16 protein-coding genes and 1 riboswitch are annotated in these 15,634 nt (G+C 56.3%); of the genes, 10 read left to right on the top strand and 6 right to left on the bottom strand.

The window, feature by feature from the left end; translation table 11 throughout:
- Window positions 1–120: 120 nt before the first annotated feature.
- Genes IYV58_RS23715 through hldE form a run of 3 tightly spaced genes read left to right on the top strand, consistent with a single transcriptional unit; the run spans window position 121 to window position 5,769 of the window.
- Window positions 121–1,419 (top strand): CYTH domain-containing protein, encoded by a 1,299-nt coding sequence (locus tag IYV58_RS23715; protein WP_049112692.1) that lies wholly within the window; start codon window positions 121–123, stop codon window positions 1,417–1,419.
- Between the two features lie 23 nt (window positions 1,420–1,442).
- The gene (gene glnE, locus IYV58_RS23710; RefSeq protein WP_195729296.1) at window positions 1,443–4,277 is read left to right on the top strand and encodes a bifunctional [glutamate--ammonia ligase]-adenylyl-L-tyrosine phosphorylase/[glutamate--ammonia-ligase] adenylyltransferase; all 2,835 of its coding nucleotides are present in this window, start codon (window positions 1,443–1,445) and stop codon (window positions 4,275–4,277) included.
- A 58-nt stretch (window positions 4,278–4,335) separates the two neighbouring features.
- Window positions 4,336–5,769, top strand: coding sequence for a bifunctional D-glycero-beta-D-manno-heptose-7-phosphate kinase/D-glycero-beta-D-manno-heptose 1-phosphate adenylyltransferase HldE (gene hldE, locus IYV58_RS23705; protein ID WP_195729295.1), 1,434 nt, complete (start codon window positions 4,336–4,338; stop codon window positions 5,767–5,769).
- A gap of 153 nt (window positions 5,770–5,922) precedes the next feature.
- Here the strand turns inward: hldE and IYV58_RS28540 are convergent, their stop codons facing one another.
- The gene (locus IYV58_RS28540) at window positions 5,923–6,051 is read right to left on the bottom strand and encodes a hypothetical protein (protein ID WP_305955102.1); all 129 of its coding nucleotides are present in this window, start codon (window positions 6,049–6,051) and stop codon (window positions 5,923–5,925) included.
- Here IYV58_RS28540 and glgS point away from each other — a divergent pair.
- Complete coding sequence (glgS, locus tag IYV58_RS23700) at window positions 6,043–6,252, top strand: cell surface composition regulator GlgS (RefSeq protein WP_004125321.1); 210 nt, start codon at window positions 6,043–6,045, stop codon at window positions 6,250–6,252. The two genes, IYV58_RS28540 and glgS, sit on opposite strands and share 9 nt — an antisense overlap.
- A 54-nt stretch (window positions 6,253–6,306) precedes the next feature.
- On the opposite strand, the gene ubiK is transcribed toward glgS, so the two are convergent.
- The gene (gene ubiK / locus IYV58_RS23695) at window positions 6,307–6,588 is read right to left on the bottom strand and encodes a ubiquinone biosynthesis accessory factor UbiK (RefSeq protein ID WP_049089054.1); all 282 of its coding nucleotides are present in this window, start codon (window positions 6,586–6,588) and stop codon (window positions 6,307–6,309) included.
- Window positions 6,589–6,708: 120 nt separating this feature from the next.
- Window positions 6,709–6,860, top strand: a riboswitch (FMN riboswitch).
- A 106-nt stretch (window positions 6,861–6,966) separates the two neighbouring features.
- On the opposite strand from ubiK, the gene ribB reads away from it, so the two are divergent.
- The gene (ribB, locus tag IYV58_RS23690; RefSeq protein WP_004125315.1) at window positions 6,967–7,620 is read left to right on the top strand and encodes a 3,4-dihydroxy-2-butanone-4-phosphate synthase; all 654 of its coding nucleotides are present in this window, start codon (window positions 6,967–6,969) and stop codon (window positions 7,618–7,620) included.
- Window positions 7,621–7,677: 57 nt separating this feature from the next.
- Here ribB and zupT read toward each other — a convergent pair whose 3' ends face one another.
- Window positions 7,678–8,448: a zinc transporter ZupT gene (gene zupT / locus IYV58_RS23685; protein ID WP_049112688.1), complete on the bottom strand. Its 771-nt coding sequence runs from the start codon at window positions 8,446–8,448 to the stop codon at window positions 7,678–7,680.
- A 193-nt stretch (window positions 8,449–8,641) separates the two neighbouring features.
- On the opposite strand from zupT, the gene ygiD reads away from it, so the two are divergent.
- Entirely contained in the window at window positions 8,642–9,433 is a 792-nt protein-coding gene (gene ygiD / locus IYV58_RS23680) for a 4,5-DOPA-extradiol-dioxygenase (RefSeq protein ID WP_195729294.1), read from the top strand.
- A gap of 46 nt (window positions 9,434–9,479) precedes the next feature.
- On the opposite strand, the gene IYV58_RS23675 is transcribed toward ygiD, so the two are convergent.
- From IYV58_RS23675 to tolC, 3 genes are all read right to left on the bottom strand, one after another.
- Complete coding sequence (locus IYV58_RS23675; RefSeq protein ID WP_004125306.1) at window positions 9,480–10,640, bottom strand: glutathionylspermidine synthase family protein; 1,161 nt, start codon at window positions 10,638–10,640, stop codon at window positions 9,480–9,482.
- 5 nt (window positions 10,641–10,645) lie between these two features.
- Complete coding sequence (locus IYV58_RS23670) at window positions 10,646–11,314, bottom strand: DUF1190 family protein (RefSeq protein ID WP_004125303.1); 669 nt, start codon at window positions 11,312–11,314, stop codon at window positions 10,646–10,648.
- 169 nt (window positions 11,315–11,483) lie between these two features.
- Window positions 11,484–12,932, bottom strand: coding sequence for an outer membrane channel protein TolC (gene tolC, locus IYV58_RS23665; protein ID WP_004125302.1), 1,449 nt, complete (start codon window positions 12,930–12,932; stop codon window positions 11,484–11,486).
- A gap of 195 nt (window positions 12,933–13,127) precedes the next feature.
- Here tolC and nudF point away from each other — a divergent pair, with 195 nt between their 5' ends.
- The 4 genes from nudF to yqiA are packed head-to-tail and all read left to right on the top strand — an operon-like array spanning window position 13,128 to window position 15,606.
- Window positions 13,128–13,760 carry an ADP-ribose diphosphatase gene (gene nudF / locus IYV58_RS23660; protein WP_004125299.1) on the top strand — a complete coding sequence of 211 codons (633 nt, stop codon included), beginning with the start codon at window positions 13,128–13,130 and terminating at the stop codon, window positions 13,758–13,760.
- Entirely contained in the window at window positions 13,757–14,179 is a 423-nt protein-coding gene (locus IYV58_RS23655) for a DUF1249 family protein (RefSeq protein WP_004125296.1), read from the top strand. Before nudF ends, IYV58_RS23655 begins: the two co-directional genes overlap by 4 nt.
- Window positions 14,180–14,203: 24 nt before the next feature.
- Window positions 14,204–15,031, top strand: a complete 828-nt coding sequence (gene cpdA, locus IYV58_RS23650) for a 3',5'-cyclic-AMP phosphodiesterase (RefSeq protein ID WP_004125292.1) — start codon at window positions 14,204–14,206, stop codon at window positions 15,029–15,031.
- On the top strand, window positions 15,031–15,606 hold the full coding sequence (gene yqiA, locus IYV58_RS23645) for an esterase YqiA (protein ID WP_004125289.1): 576 nt from the start codon (window positions 15,031–15,033) through the stop codon (window positions 15,604–15,606). Before cpdA ends, yqiA begins: the two co-directional genes overlap by 1 nt.
- The last annotated feature ends 28 nt before the right edge of the window (window positions 15,607–15,634 follow it).

Below are 15,634 nucleotides of genomic sequence, written 5' to 3'. Positions count from 1 at the left end.
TGGCCCGGCAAAATGCGCATTGCATGGCGATTCGCCGCAAAATACTATTTACTGACAAGAAATATCGTTGTTAGTTCGCCGCAATTTCCCGGCACAGCATATAAGCGGAAGAATTCAGTCATGGCTCAAGAAATCGAATTAAAGTTTATCGTCGCTCAGGATGGCGTTGACGCGCTGCGTCAGCACCTCAGTACGCTGGAGGCAAAGCATACGCCCGCGGGTCAATTGCTGAATATTTACTATGAAACGGCGGATAACTGGCTGCGCCGCCACGACATGGGGCTACGCATTCGCGGTGACCAGGGGCGCTATGAAATGACGCTGAAAATCGCCGGGCGCGTCGTCGGCGGCCTGCATCAGCGTCCGGAATACAACATTCCGCTGGACACGCCGGAGCTGGCGCTGGAGAAACTGCCGGCTGAGGTCTGGCCGCAGGGGGAACTGCCGGCGGAGCTCGCACAGAACGTACAGCCGCTTTTCAACACCGATTTTGCGCGTGAAAGATGGGTGGTCAAGGAAGGCGACAGCGAAATTGAAATCGCGCTCGACCGCGGCGAAGTGACAGCCGGCGAGCATCAGGAACCGATTTGTGAACTGGAGCTGGAACTGCTGTCCGGTAAAACGCAGGACATTCTGACCCTTGCCCGTCGCCTGCTGGATACCGGCGTACTGCGCCAGGGTAGCCTGAGCAAGGCGGCGCGCGGTTATCATCTGGCGCAGGGTAATGAAGAACGTCCGCTGACCGCGTTAACGATCCTTCGCGTCGCGCCGAAGGCCAGCGTCGAACAGGCGCTGGAAGCGGCGCTGGAAAGCGCGCTCGCGCACTGGCTGTATCATGATGAACTCCTCAATCGCGGCAATGCGAAAGCGAAAGCGGAGATTTTGCACGCTATTGGCCGCGTGCGGCACGCGCTGGTGCTATTTGGCGGTATTGTCCCGCGCAAGGCCACCACGCTGCTGCGTGAGCGTCTGAATGAAGCCGAAACGGCGCTGGCCGAGGCCGAAACGGCCCAGGCGGCGCTTTTCAGCGTGGCGACCGTCAGAGCCAAGCTGACGCTCACCGATCTGCTAGTAAACCGCGGCTGGCGTCCTTTCCTGAACGCTGCCGGGGAGCAGAAAATTGCCGGATCGTTTAAACGCTTCGCTGATATTCAGCTCTCCAGAGCTGCGGCGGAGCTGAAAAACACCTTTCGCCAGCCGTCCGCTGACGGTTATGTCGATCAGCTTCCGCGCCTGACCCGCGAAATTGACACCGTTCAGCTGTTATCCGGAGCCTATCTCGACGTCGCCGGGCCGTGGCTGGAAAACTGGCAAGAGACCCGCCGGGCGATTGCGCATAACGACAGTAGCGTTATCGAATATTTTCGTCGCCAGGCGCTGGCAGCGGAGCCGTTCTGGCTGCATAGTGGAAAACGATAATTTCAGGCCAGGGAGCCCCTAAGATGCCGCTTTCTTCGCAGTTACAGCAGCACTGGCAGACGGTTGTAGACCGACTGCCAGCGGATTTTCCCGTATCGACGTTGAGCGAACGGGCGCAATCGGTTATGGCCTTCAGCGATTTTGTCGAGCAGAGTCTGATCGCGCAGCCGCAATGGCTGGCGGAACTTGAAAGTTCGCCTCCCGAGGCGCTGGAGTGGCACCACTACGCCGAGTGGCTGCAGGTTCGCCTGGCCGAGGTCAATGATGAGGCCGCGCTGATGCGCGAGCTGCGCCAGTTTCGCCGCTGGATTATGGTGCGCATCGCCTGGGCCCAGGCGCTATCGCTGGTCAGCGAAGAGAGCAGTTTGCAGCAGCTAAGCGCGCTGGCGGAGACCTTAATCGTCGCCGCGCGCGACTGGCTTTACGCCGCCTGCTGTCGCGAATGGGGGACGCCGTGTAATGCTGAAGGTTCAGCGCAGCCGCTGCTGATCCTCGGCATGGGCAAGCTCGGCGGCGGCGAGCTGAACTTCTCCTCCGACATCGATCTGATTTTCGCCTGGCCGGAGCACGGCTCCACCCGCGGCGGCCGTCGTGAGCTGGATAACGCGCAGTTTTTTACCCGTCTCGGACAGCGCCTGATTAAGGTGCTGGATCAGCCCACCCAGGATGGCTTTGTCTACCGCGTGGATATGCGATTGCGCCCGTTTGGCGACAGCGGCCCACTGGTGCTGAGCTTTGCCGCGCTGGAAGATTATTACCAGGAGCAGGGGCGCGACTGGGAGCGTTACGCGATGGTAAAAGCGCGAATCATGGGCGATAACGATGGCGTTTACGCCAGCGAGCTGCGCGCCATGCTGCGGCCGTTTGTCTTCCGCCGCTATATTGATTTCAGCGTGATTCAGTCACTGCGCAGCATGAAGGGAATGATCGCCCGTGAAGTGCGCCGCCGGGGTCTGAAGGATAATATCAAGCTTGGCGCGGGCGGTATCCGCGAAGTGGAGTTTATCGTCCAGGTCTTCCAACTGATTCGCGGCGGTCGCGAGCCGATGCTGCAACAGCGGGCCCTGCTGCCGACGCTGGCCGCTATCGAAGAGCTGCACCTGCTGCCGGAAGGCGATGCGCGGAGCCTGCGCGAAGCCTATCTGTTTTTGCGACGCCTGGAAAACCTGCTGCAAAGCATCAACGACGAGCAGACGCAAACCCTGCCCCAGGATGAACTTAATCGCGCCCGGCTGGCCTGGGGGATGGGGGCTGCCGACTGGGATGCGCTCAGCGCGCGGCTGGCGGAGCAGATGGCCAACGTGCGGCGCGTGTTTAATGAATTGATTGGCGATGATGAAACCCAGTCGCCGGATGAACAGCTTGAAGAGTACTGGCGCGAACTGTGGCAGGACGCGCTGCAGGAGGATGATACCAGCCCGGCGCTGGCGCATCTTGCCGACAGCGATCGCCGCAGCGTGCTGGCGCTGATCGCCGATTTTCGTAAAGAGCTGGACCGGCGCACGATTGGTCCGCGCGGCCGCCAGGTGCTTGACCAGCTCATGCCGCACCTGCTCAGCGAAATTTGTTCGCGCGCCGATGCCCCGGTGCCGTTGGCGCGCATTACGCCGCTGCTCACCGGGATTGTCACCCGCACAACCTATCTGGAACTACTGAGCGAATTCCCCGGCGCGTTAAAGCACCTGATTAGCCTGTGCGCGGCGTCGCCGATGGTCGCCAGCCAGCTGGCTCGCCATCCGCTGCTGCTGGACGAGCTACTGGACCCGAATACGCTTTATCAACCGACGGCCACCGATGCCTATCGCGACGAGCTTCGGCAGTATCTGCTGCGCGTACCGGAAGAGGATGAAGAGCAGCAGCTGGAGGCGCTGCGCCAGTTTAAGCAGGCGCAGCTGCTGCATATCGCTGCGGCCGATATCGCCGGAACCCTGCCGGTGATGAAAGTGAGCGATCACTTGACCTGGCTGGCGGAGGCGATGATTGACGCGGTGGTCCAGCAAGCCTGGCTGCAGATGGTGGCCCGCTATGGGCAGCCGACGCACCTGCACGATCGCCAGGGGCGCGGTTTTGCGGTGATCGGCTACGGTAAACTCGGAGGCTGGGAGCTGGGCTACAGTTCCGATCTCGACCTGGTGTTCCTCCACGATTGTCCGATGGAGGTGATGACCGACGGCGAGCGCGAAATCGACGGTCGTCAGTTTTATCTGCGCCTGGCCCAGCGCATCATGCATCTTTTCAGCACTCGCACTTCGTCGGGCATTTTGTACGAAGTGGACGCTCGCTTACGTCCTTCTGGCGCGGCGGGCATGCTGGTGACTACCGCCGATTCCTTTGCTGATTATCAGCAAAACGAGGCATGGACCTGGGAGCACCAGGCGCTGGTTCGCGCCCGCGTAGTGTACGGCGATCCTGAGCTACAGACGCGCTTTGACGCCATTCGTCGGGATATTCTCACCGCTCCGCGAGAAGGCGAAAAACTGCAAACAGAAGTGCGGGAAATGCGTGAAAAAATGCGCGCTCATCTGGGGAATAAGCATCACGATCGCTTTGATATTAAAGCCGATGCCGGGGGAATCACCGATATTGAATTTATTACCCAGTATCTGGTCCTACGCTATGCCAGTGATAAACCGAAGCTCACGCGCTGGTCCGATAACGTCCGTATTCTGGAACTGCTGGCGCAGAATGACATTATGGACGAGGCAGAGGCGAGGGCGTTAACTCACGCTTACACCACGCTGCGCGATGCGCTACATCACCTGGCTCTGCAGGAGCAGCCGGGGAACGTGGCGCCAGAGGCGTTTAGCCAGGAGCGCGAACAGGTCAGCGCCAGCTGGCAGAAGTGGTTGATGGCTTAACTAAAAAAACGGGTGTGCTATTATCGCGCGCAAAGTTTGCGTCTCGCAGGAGAGAGGAATGAAAGTAACGCTGCCAGAGTTTGAACGTGCAGGAGTGTTGGTGGTTGGCGATGTGATGCTGGACCGCTACTGGTATGGTCCCACCAGCCGCATTTCGCCGGAAGCGCCGGTGCCGGTGGTGAAGGTGGAAAATATCGAAGAACGTCCTGGCGGCGCGGCAAACGTGGCGATGAACATTGCGTCCCTCGGCGCGACCTCTCGCCTCGTTGGCCTGACCGGGATTGACGATGCCGCCCGCGCGTTGAGTAAGGCGCTGGCCGACGTTAACGTGAAGTGCGATTTTGTTTCTGTCCCGACGCACCCGACGATTACCAAACTGCGCGTACTGTCGCGTAACCAGCAGCTGATTCGTCTTGATTTTGAACAGGGTTTCTCCGGCGTCGACCCGCAGCCGATGCACGAGCGGATTCAGCAGGCGCTGGGTTCCATTGGCGCGCTGGTGCTGTCTGATTACGCCAAAGGCGCGCTGACCAGCGTTCAGACCATGATTAAGCTGGCTCGCGACGCGGGTGTCCCGGTGCTCATTGATCCGAAAGGCACTGATTTTGAACGCTATCGCGGCGCCACCCTGCTGACGCCTAACCTCTCAGAGTTTGAGGCGGTAGCGGGTAAATGTAAGGATGAAGAAGAGATCGTTGAACGCGGGATGAAAATCATCGCCGATTTTGACCTCTCCGCGCTGCTGGTGACCCGTTCCGAGCAAGGGATGACGCTACTGCAGCCTGGGCGGCCGCCGCTGCATATGCCTACTCAGGCGCAGGAAGTTTATGATGTTACCGGCGCGGGCGACACGGTCATCGGCGTGCTGGCGGCAACGCTGGCTTCCGGCAACACGCTGGAAGAGGCCTGCTATTTTGCCAACGCGGCGGCGGGCGTCGTGGTGGGTAAACTTGGTACCTCAACCGTTTCACCTATCGAACTGGAGAACGCGGTACGCGGGCGCTCAGAGACCGGTTTTGGCGTGATGGGTGAAGAAGAGCTGAAGCTGGCGGTCGCCGCGGCGCGCAAGCGTGGCGAGAAAGTGGTGATGACCAACGGCGTGTTCGACATTTTACACGCGGGCCACGTTTCCTACCTGGCGAACGCTCGCAAGCTGGGCGATCGGCTGATTGTGGCGGTGAACAGCGACGCATCAACGAAGCGTCTGAAAGGCGAGTCTCGTCCGGTCAATCCGCTGGATCAGCGAATGATCGTGCTGGGCGCGCTGGAAGCCGTCGACTGGGTGGTCTCTTTTGAAGAGGACACTCCGCAGCGGCTGATTGCAGGCATTCTGCCGGATCTGCTGGTGAAAGGCGGCGACTATAAGCCGGAACAGATTGCCGGTAGTGAAGAGGTGTGGGCAAACGGCGGCGAGGTGCTGGTGCTCAACTTCGAAGACGGTTGCTCGACGACCAATATCATTAAGAAGATCCAGAAAGATAACAAACAGTAATGTGTTCTCTCCGCACTGTAGCGGCGGTATATCCGGGATTATCGCGCTAACCGAGGCGTAACCGGCGATAACGCTGCAACACAGAACAAAAGAGGCCCGCGATCGCCTAATTGCGGGCCTCTTTATATTTAATGACGGCATAAATGATTTGGCTCAATAAATCACCATGTTGGGCGCATTTTTCGTACAAAAAACGTTAAGGTAAGGATAAATACTGAAGTAAGTAAAAAGCATATGACCAATCAGAACACCAACGGCTGAAGGAGTATGCGTATGAAGAATAACGATATGTATTTAATGAAGAATTTTGATTTCCTGGCTCAGAGTTTCGCCAGAATGAACGCACAAGGTCAGCCCGTCGATCTTCAGGCCATTGTTGGCAATATGGATGAAGCGCATCGTGAATGGTTTTGTCAACGCTATGAGCTTTACTGCCGGCAGGCGAACAACGCTATGACGCCAGAAGCGGAGCTGGAGCACTAATCAACTTTCCACCTTACCGATATAACAACGGGCCTTGCGGCCCGTTGCTTGTTTTTACTGCTTCTCTTCAGCGTCTGGTGTCGCCGGCGCGCTCAACGAACGACTTTCCAGATCGTTAAGACGCTGCTCCAGCAGCGCCAGCTTTTCACGCGTGCGCAGCAGCACCTGCGTCTGCACGTCGAACTCTTCGCGGCTTACCAGGTCCAGGCGAGTTAACTGCGACTGGAGCACCTGACGAATTTTTTTCTCCACGTCTTCCCCCAGATCGCGGAGCCCTTTTGGCATCGATTCATGAACCTGACGGGCGATTTGTTCAATTTTTTTCGGGTCAATCATGGTGGTATCCTGCTCTGGTCGGTTATGCGCTCATTGTAGTGCGATCGTCGGTGCCTATAAACCATAAATGTTTGAAGCTTATGCATTGCCGACGATAGTCAATAGCGTTATAGTGACTTTGCTTATTCTCAGGGCGGGGCGAAATTCCCCACCGGCGGTAAATCAACCATAGCGTTGAAAGCCCGCGAGCGCTTTCTGTGAATGCAGAAAGGTCAGCAGATCCGGTGTAATTCCGGGGCCGACGGTTAGAGTCCGGATGGGAGAGAGTAACGGCTCAGTCGGGTTTCTGCCCGCTTGCGTTGACTTTTGCCGCTAAACCGGCGCTCCTAAGACTGCCCTGATTCTGGTAACCATACAATTAATGAGGTTTTTTTTACCATGAATCAGACGCTACTTTCCTCTTTTGGTACCGCTTTTGAACGTGTGGAACACGCTTTAGATGCATTGCGCGAAGGCCGCGGTGTGATGGTACTTGACGATGAAGATCGTGAAAATGAAGGCGATATGATTTTCGCCGCTGAAACCATGACCGTTGAGCAAATGGCCCTGACTATTCGTCACGGCAGCGGTATTGTTTGCCTGTGCCTGACGGAAGATCGCCGTAAACAGCTCGACCTGCCAATGATGGTTGAGAACAATACCAGCGCCTACGGTACTGGTTTTACCGTGACCATCGAAGCCGCTGAAGGCGTGACCACCGGCGTTTCCGCCGCTGACCGTGTGACCACCGTGCGCGCGGCAATTGCCGATGGCGCCAAGCCGTCCGACCTGAACCGTCCTGGCCACGTTTTCCCGCTGCGCGCGCAGCCGGGCGGCGTCCTGACCCGCGGCGGCCATACCGAAGCGACTATCGATCTGGTGACCCTGGCGGGTTTCAAACCGGCTGGCGTGCTGTGCGAACTGACCAACGACGACGGTTCTATGGCTCGGGCGCCTCAGTGCATCGAGTTTGCTCAGCAACACAATATGGCTGTGGTCACTATCGAAGATCTCGCGGCTTACCGTCGCGAACACGAGCGTAAAGCCAGCTGATTTTGGCTTATTCGCTTAACAAAGCCCACCTCAAGTGGGCTTTGTTGTTTTTGTCTTTTAGCCGATTCCCACCGTTTGCAAAACCACCAGGCTTAATCCCATCACCGACATCCCGCACAGCACGCCATAGCTCGGGTTGCTTTGCGGATCGAGTTCTTTCGCCAGTGGCATAAGCTCATCGACTGACAGCGCAATCATGATACCGGCCACCGCGGCCATGACCGCGCCTATCATTACCGGGGATATCACGCTGCCCAGAACCAGCCAGGCCAGCACGCCGCCAAGGATTTCCGCCATGCCGGAAAGACCCGCCCAGAATACCGCTTTACTTCTGGAACCCGTGGCGGCATAAACCGGTCCGGCTACCGCCAACCCTTCCGGGATGTTATGTAGCGCAACGGCTAACGCGACCCCCATCCCCAGTTCGAGGTTATTGCTGGCCGTCACGAAGGTCGCTATGCCCTCGGGGAAGTTATGCAGGCTGATGCCTAACGTCAGCAATATCGCCGTACGGCGCAGATTGCGCGGGCGGGAAATACCGGGAGACATCAGATCCTGGGGGTGGGCGTGAGGCAGTATGCGATCAAGCGCAAAATAGCCCAGAAGACCGATAATAAACATGCCGTAGCCGAGCAGCGGCGACATACCTTCGGTAGCCAGCGCGGCAGGCAGCATTTCCATCAACGAAATCAACAGCATGATCCCGGCGGCGAAACCCAGAGAGAACCCCAATAAGCGGTTCGAGGGTTTCTGCCCGATAACGCCGAAAATTGCCCCAATAAAGGTGGCGCTCCCTGCCAGCAGGGTCAAAATTATGGGGGATGACATCCTGCATCTCCTTATGAAAATGATTCTTATGAAGAGTATTTCTCTTCATTAACGATCGCAAACGCGCTGATGCACGCTTTACCGACTCTTACATTCAAATTTTCTGACGATCATCATCATGCTTATCTGAGTTTATCCTCCATAGAAAGAGCGTAATGTAAATACATCAACTTTCTTAATAAAGGATATCACTATGTCCCGTACCCGCATGCCCGCGCTCTTTTTAGGCCACGGTAGTCCGATGAACGTGCTGGAAGATAACATCTATACCCGCGCCTGGCGGCATCTGGGCGAGACGCTGCCGCGGCCTAAAGCCATTGTGGTGATTTCCGCGCACTGGTTTACACGCGGTACGGGAGTGACCGCGATGGAGGCGCCGAAAACGATCCATGATTTTGGCGGTTTTCCACAGGCGCTTTACGATACGCATTATCCGGCGCCGGGTTCACCTGAGCTGGCCCAACGCCTGGTTGAGCTGCTGGCGCCGGTGCCGGTGACGCTGGATAAAGAAGCCTGGGGCTTTGACCACGGTTCATGGGGCGTGTTGATTAAAATGTATCCCGATGCCGATATTCCGATGGTGCAACTGAGTATTGATAGCACGAAACCCGCCGCATGGCATTTCGAAATGGGGCGTAAGCTGGCTCAGCTGCGCGATGAAGAGATTATGCTGGTCGCAAGCGGCAACGTGGTGCATAACCTGCGTACCGCGCGCTGGCACGGCGAGAATACGCCATATCCCTGGGCTGAGTCGTTTAATGACTACGTGAAAGCGAATCTGAACTGGAAAGGCCCCGTGGCTGAGCATCCGCTGGTGAATTACCTGGCGCATGAAGGTGGATCGCTATCTAACCCGACGGCCGATCACTTCCTACCGCTGTTGTACGTACTGGGGGCGTGGGACGGCGAGGAGCCGATAACTATTCCGGTTGAAGGAATAGAGATGGGGTCGTTGAGTATGCTGTCAGTAGTGATTGGCGCTTGAGAAAAAACAAAACCCCGGCAGTAAGCGGTGCAGCCGGGGTTCAGTGTTACTCGACGAAAATGTGCGGATAAAAGCGCGACAGGTCCTGAGTGATCAGCGCCCGGTCTTCGCGAATGCCAATTCCCGCAGGCTGATCGTTAATTAGCCAGCTGCCAATCAACGTGTAGCTGTCGCCAAACTTCGGCAAGGGATAGAACTCCTGGACGATGGTGCCTTCTTCGCCGTACGGCCCTTCTACCGACTCCAGCACTTTACCGTTCTCCACGATAGAGACGTTAGCGCCTTCGCGTGAGAAGATGGGCTTGATAACGTACTTGTCCATCTCCGGATGCGCATCTTCGCTGAAATAAGCGGCCAGTAGGTTTGGATGGTTGGGGAACATATCCCACAGCAGCGGCAGCAGCGCTTTGTTGGAGATAATGCTCTTCCACGCTGGCTCCAGCCAGCGCACGCCAGCGTCTTCCAGCTTGGTAGAGAAGACCTCACGCAGCATGAACTCCCACGGATAGAGCTTGAACAGATTACCAATCACCTGGTCCTGCAGGTCGGTAAACTGACCTTTTTCGCCAAGACCGATATCTTCGATGTAAAGGAATTCGGTTGCCACACCCGCTTCTGCGGCGCAGTCCTGCAAATATTGCACGGTACCGCGGTCTTCAACGGTATCGCGGCAGCAGGCCATATGCAGCAGCTGAAAGCCGAACTGCTCGCGCAGCTCGCTGAAGCGTTCGATCAGCTTCTCCTGCAGGCTGTTGAACTGATCGCTGCCCGCCGGAAGTTGACCGGCGTTAAGCTGATCTTCCATCCAGATCCACTGGAAGAATGCCGCTTCATACAGAGACGTTGGCGTATCGGCGTTGTTCTCCAGCAGCTTCGGCTCACCTACGCCGTCCCACGCGAGATCGAGACGCGAATACAGCGAAGGCTGATGGGTTTTCCACGACTGACGTACAAAGCCCCATGTGTGTTTGGGGATGCGAAATTTGACCATTAACTCATCGCTGGCGATGACTTTCTCTACCGCCTGCAGACACATCTGATGCAGTTCAGCGGTAACATCCTCAAGCTTCTCAACCTGCGCCAGCGTCAGTTTGTAATAGGCCTCTTCGCTCCAGTACGGCTCGCCGTACATAGTGTGAAAGTTAAAGCCATATTCTGTCGCCTTTTCGCGCCAGTCCGGGCGCTCGGTAATGCTGATTCTTTCCATGTCGCTTAGCCGCCCATTGAGCGTGAAGAAGAGGAGCTTGCTGAGCTACGCTGCATTGTTGATTGCTTAGCGACCGAGTCGCCAAACCCGCCGCGCGTCACGGTGCTGGTGGTGGCCGGCTTCGGCGCCATCGCGGTTTTCGGCACGGTCATAGTACGGCCAGGCTGCGCTGCGCCGTAGCTCTTACCACCCGCGTCGGTGTATTTACCATAGGCCGGGCTGGCCGGATTTTTTGAGCTGAACAGCGGTTGCTGAGCGCCCATTCCGCCGCCCATCATCCGGCCCATCATGTAGCCAGCCATCAGCGGCATCCAGAAGCTGCCGCTGCTTTGCGCCTGGGCCTGGTTTTCCGGAGCCATGCCAGCCTGAGCCGGCGCCTGCTGGCACTGACCTTCACCGAATTCGGCGACGCAATCTTCACGGGAGGCGTATTTCGGCGCGGTACGTTCCGCTTCTTTAAGCGCGTTATTGTAAGCGGTGGTGCACTCTGCGGATTTGCTCGGGTTAGCGGCAGAGCAGTCATCGGCGTTTTGATACAGAGAAACCGTTTCATCGCTTTGTTCACAACCGGCGAGCATAAATACCGCCGTCACGGCAAGCGCGACGGGAGTTAAATGACGAGCGCTCCAGCTTTTGCGGAAGGAGGCGTGTTTAATATTTTTTGTCCGTTTCATGTTTGTCTTCCTGGACCCAGTGGTATGCGTTTTGTTAACGCTCAGGATAGAGGATGAGTGGTGGAAAATGAAGCGAATAGGGGCGGAAAGCGGGGGATCTTTACGTTGCCTTACGTTTAACGCTTCGCTTACCCGCGGGGTAAGCGAAGCGTGGAGTGCGCAAGCGTGATTACTGGCGGAACGGGTTGCTGCCGTTGGTGCTGCGTGCGGACGCCGGTTTTGCCGCGGCGGTGTTGCTGTAGCCGTCAGCGCTGGCATCCTGCTGCGGATTTTCCGGCGCGACGCTGTCCGGCGAGGTCGGAATCGCTTTACCCAGCGTGTTGTTCAGCGCAACCAGGTCCTGCTCGTTCAGCGTACCGAGCGCGGACTTGATGTTCAGCTCGTTAATCAGGTAGTTATAACGCGCGTTGGACAGCTGCTGTTTTGCGTTATACAGCGTGGTGGTCGCGTCCAGGACATCGACGATGGTACGCGTTCCCACTGAATAACCGGCTTCCATGGCATCCAGTGAACTTTGGGCAGAGACCACGGCCTGTTTGTAGGCATTGATGCTGCTGATGGACGCGTTCACGTTGTTAAAAGAGGAACGAACGGTCTGCACCACGCTACGATGCGCGCTTTCCAACTGCTCGCTGGCGCCGACAAAGTTGTACTGCGCCTGTTTAACCTGGGAGTTCACCATCCCGCCCTGATACAGCGGCAGGGAGAAGTTCAGGCCGATTTGGTTCTGCCCGATATCTCTGTCCTGCGTGGTGTTTTTAGAACCATTGTAGCTGTTATTAGATACGCTACTGGTCGCGTTTAAATTCAGGGTCGGCAGATGCCCATCCTGCGCCTGGCGAATTTGCTCGCGCGCCAGGTCCTGGCTGAGTCGGGCCTGCAGCAGCGACAGGTTGCGGTTTTCCGCTTCTTTCAGCAGCGCGTTCACCGCCGATGGTTTCGTGGTTTTAAACCCATCAACATTCAGCGAGGCCAGCTCCGGATAGTAGTTGCCGGTCACCTGGCGCAGCTCTTCAACCGCGTTATCGAGGTCGTTGCGCGCGGTGACTTCGTTTGCCAGCACGGCATCGTACTGTGAACGGGCGTTCTGTACGTCAGTAATCGCCACCAGGCCAACGTTAAAGCGCTGGGTGGTCTGATCTAACTGGCGGTAAATAGCCTGTTTCTGCGCTTCGGTATAGGAGAGCGTATCGATAGCGGCCAGCACTTTAAAATAGGCCGTCGCGGTGTTCAGAATCAGCGTTTGCTGGTCCGTCTGATAGGTGACGTCCTGAATGCCGGCGTTCTTTTCCTGCAGCGTCAGCGCACGCCATTTCGACATATCAAACAGAACCTGCGTGAGCTGCAGCGATCCGCTGGTGACGTCGGAATTCTGGTCTTTAGCATCACGGAAGCCGCTGGTATAGGTATAATCTGCACCCAGACCGAGCTGCGGCAGTAACGGGCTACGCGCTTCGTTGATCTTCTCGAATGCGGCATCACGATCGGCTGCTGATTTACGCAGATCAGGGTTGCTGATACGCGCCTGCTGATAAACCTGCAGCAGGTTTTCTGCCTGGCTCATGGCGCTGAAGCCAGTCAGGCCCAGGCCGATAAGGATGGGAAAGAGTTTCTTCATTTGCATTCCTTGTTGTGAAGCATTTAGCGCTACTCAAATTCTAAAAATAATCACTGATTGTATAGAGTCTGTTACCGTAAAAAGTTGGCGTTATGTGCCATGGGGCGGTAATTTGCACCAATCTAACATACGAGCCGTAAAACGGTAGCCACACCGCCTATAAATTCATAACTTCATGTTCTACAGGATATCGAAATGAGCGACGTCAATCAGCAGGGGATTACCTTCTCTAAAAACGATGTAGAAATTATTGCACGCGAAACGCTTTATCGCGGTTTTTTTTCGCTCGATTTATATCGTTTTCGCCATCGCCTGTTTAACGGCGGCATGAGTGATGAAGTGACGCGTGAAATTTTTGAGCGCGGGCACGCCGCAGTCTTGCTACCCTTTGACCCGGTGCGCGATGAAGTTGTGCTCGTCGAGCAGATCCGTATTGCGGCGTACGATACTAGCGCGAGCCCGTGGCTGCTTGAAATGGTCGCCGGTATGATAGAAGAAGGCGAATCTCCTGAAGATGTCGCACGTCGTGAAGCGGTGGAAGAGGCCGGGCTTAATGTTGGCCGGATTAAACCGGTCCTGAGCTACCTGGCCAGCCCCGGCGGCACCAGCGAAAGACTGTCTATTATGGTGGGAGAAGTCGATGCCACGACGGCGAAAGGGATTCATGGATTGGCCGACGAAAATGAGGATATTCGCGTCCATGTGGTGAGCCGGGAACAGGCTTACAAATGGGTGGAAGAGGGGAAAATCGACAACGCAGCCTCTGTCATCGCGCTGCAATGGCTGCAACTGCATTATCACAATTTACGCAACGAGTGGACAAAATGAAGCGTTATACGCCTGACTTTCCTGAAATGATGCGCCTGTGTGAAACCAACTTTGCCCAGCTGCGCCGCCTGTTGCCGCGAACGGATGCAGCGGGAGAAAAGGTGAGTTACCAGGTGGGCAACGCGCAATACCGATTAACCATCGTCGAATCGACCCGCTACACTACGTTAGTAGCGATTGAGCAGACGGCTCCCTCGGTGAGCTACTGGAGTCTGCCGTCAATGACGGTACGGCTCTATCACGATGCAATGGTCGCTGAAGTGTGTTCAAGCCAGCAGATCTTTCGCTTCAAAGCGCGGTATGATTATCCTAATAAAAAGTTGCATCAACGCGACGAAAAGCATCAAATTAATCAGTTTTTGGCCGATTGGCTGCGATACTGTTTAGCACATGGAGCGATGGCGATTCCGGTTTGTTAGCGTCGTGAAACCTAAGGACACCATTTGGAAAGCCTGTTAAACCTACCTTTGGCTGGTGAGGCCAGAGTCAGGATATTACAAATTACCGATACTCACCTGTTTGCTGAAAAACACGAAACGCTGTTAGGCATCAATACCTGGGAAAGCTATCAGGCCGTACTGGATGCTATCCGCGCCTCACAGCGAGAATGCGACCTGATTGTTGCTACAGGCGATCTGGCGCAAGATCACTCTGCCGCGGCCTATCAGCATTTTGCTGAGGGCATCGCGAGTTTTGCTGCACCTTGCGTCTGGCTGCCGGGTAATCATGATTTTCAACCGGCGATGTACAGCACGCTGCAGGAATCAGGCATCTCCCCCGCTAAACGCGTATTGCTGGGCGACCATTGGCAAATACTGCTCATGGATAGCCAGGTGTTCGGCGTGCCGCATGGCGAACTGAGCGATTTCCAGCTGGAATGGCTGGAGCAGAAGCTGGCGGAAGTCCCGGAGCGGTATACGCTGCTGCTGTTGCACCACCATCCTATGCCGTCAGGCTGTAGCTGGCTGGATCAGCATAGCCTGCGCAATGCCGGGGCGCTTGATTGCGCGCTGGCCGCGTTTCCTCGCGTTAAGCATCTGCTGTGCGGCCATATTCATCAGGAACTGGATCTTGACTGGAACGGTCGGCGCATGATGGCCACGCCATCCACCTGCGTGCAGTTTAAGCCGCACTGCGCTAACTTCACGCTGGATACCGTCTCTCCGGGCTGGCGCTGGCTGGATCTGCATCCTGACGGCACATTGACCACTGAAGTTTGCCGCCTTGAAGGCGTGAAATTTCACCCGGATATCGCTTCAGAAGGATACTGATGTCTACGCTTCTCTATCTGCATGGTTTTAACAGCTCGCCGCGCTCGGCAAAAGCGACTGCGTTGAAAGAGTGGCTGGCGCGGACCTATCCTGACATCTCAATGGTGATACCGGAGCTCCCGGTTTACCCTGCGCAAGCGGCTGAGCATCTGGAGTCTCTGGTGCTGGAGCATGGCGGTGAACCGCTGGGTGTTGTCGGGTCGTCGCTGGGGGGATATTACGCGACCTGGCTATCGCAGTGCTTTATGCTACCGGCGGTGGTCGTGAACCCTGCGGTGCGCCCGTTTGAGCTATTGAACAATTTCCTTGGCCCTAATGAGAATCCATACACGGGGCAGCAATATGTGCTAGAGTCTCGCCATATTTACGATCTCAAAGTCATGCAAATTGACCCGCTGGAAGCGCCGGATTTAATCTGGTTATTGCAGCAAACGGGCGATGAAGTGCTTGATTACCGCCAGGCCGTTGATTATTTCGCCTCCTGCCGACAGACGGTAGAGGAGGGCGGTAATCACGCATTTGTTGGCTTTGAAGATCATTTCACTCAGATTATCGATTTTCTGGGCCTGCGCTGAGCGGTTCGGAACGACCTACGAATACACA

This window comes from Klebsiella sp. BDA134-6 (assembly GCF_015601345.1).
GTDB lineage: Bacteria > Pseudomonadota > Gammaproteobacteria > Enterobacterales > Enterobacteriaceae > Klebsiella > Klebsiella grimontii.
Note: the sequence above shows the minus strand (reverse complement) of the source record. Positions and strands in the feature narration are given on the sequence as shown.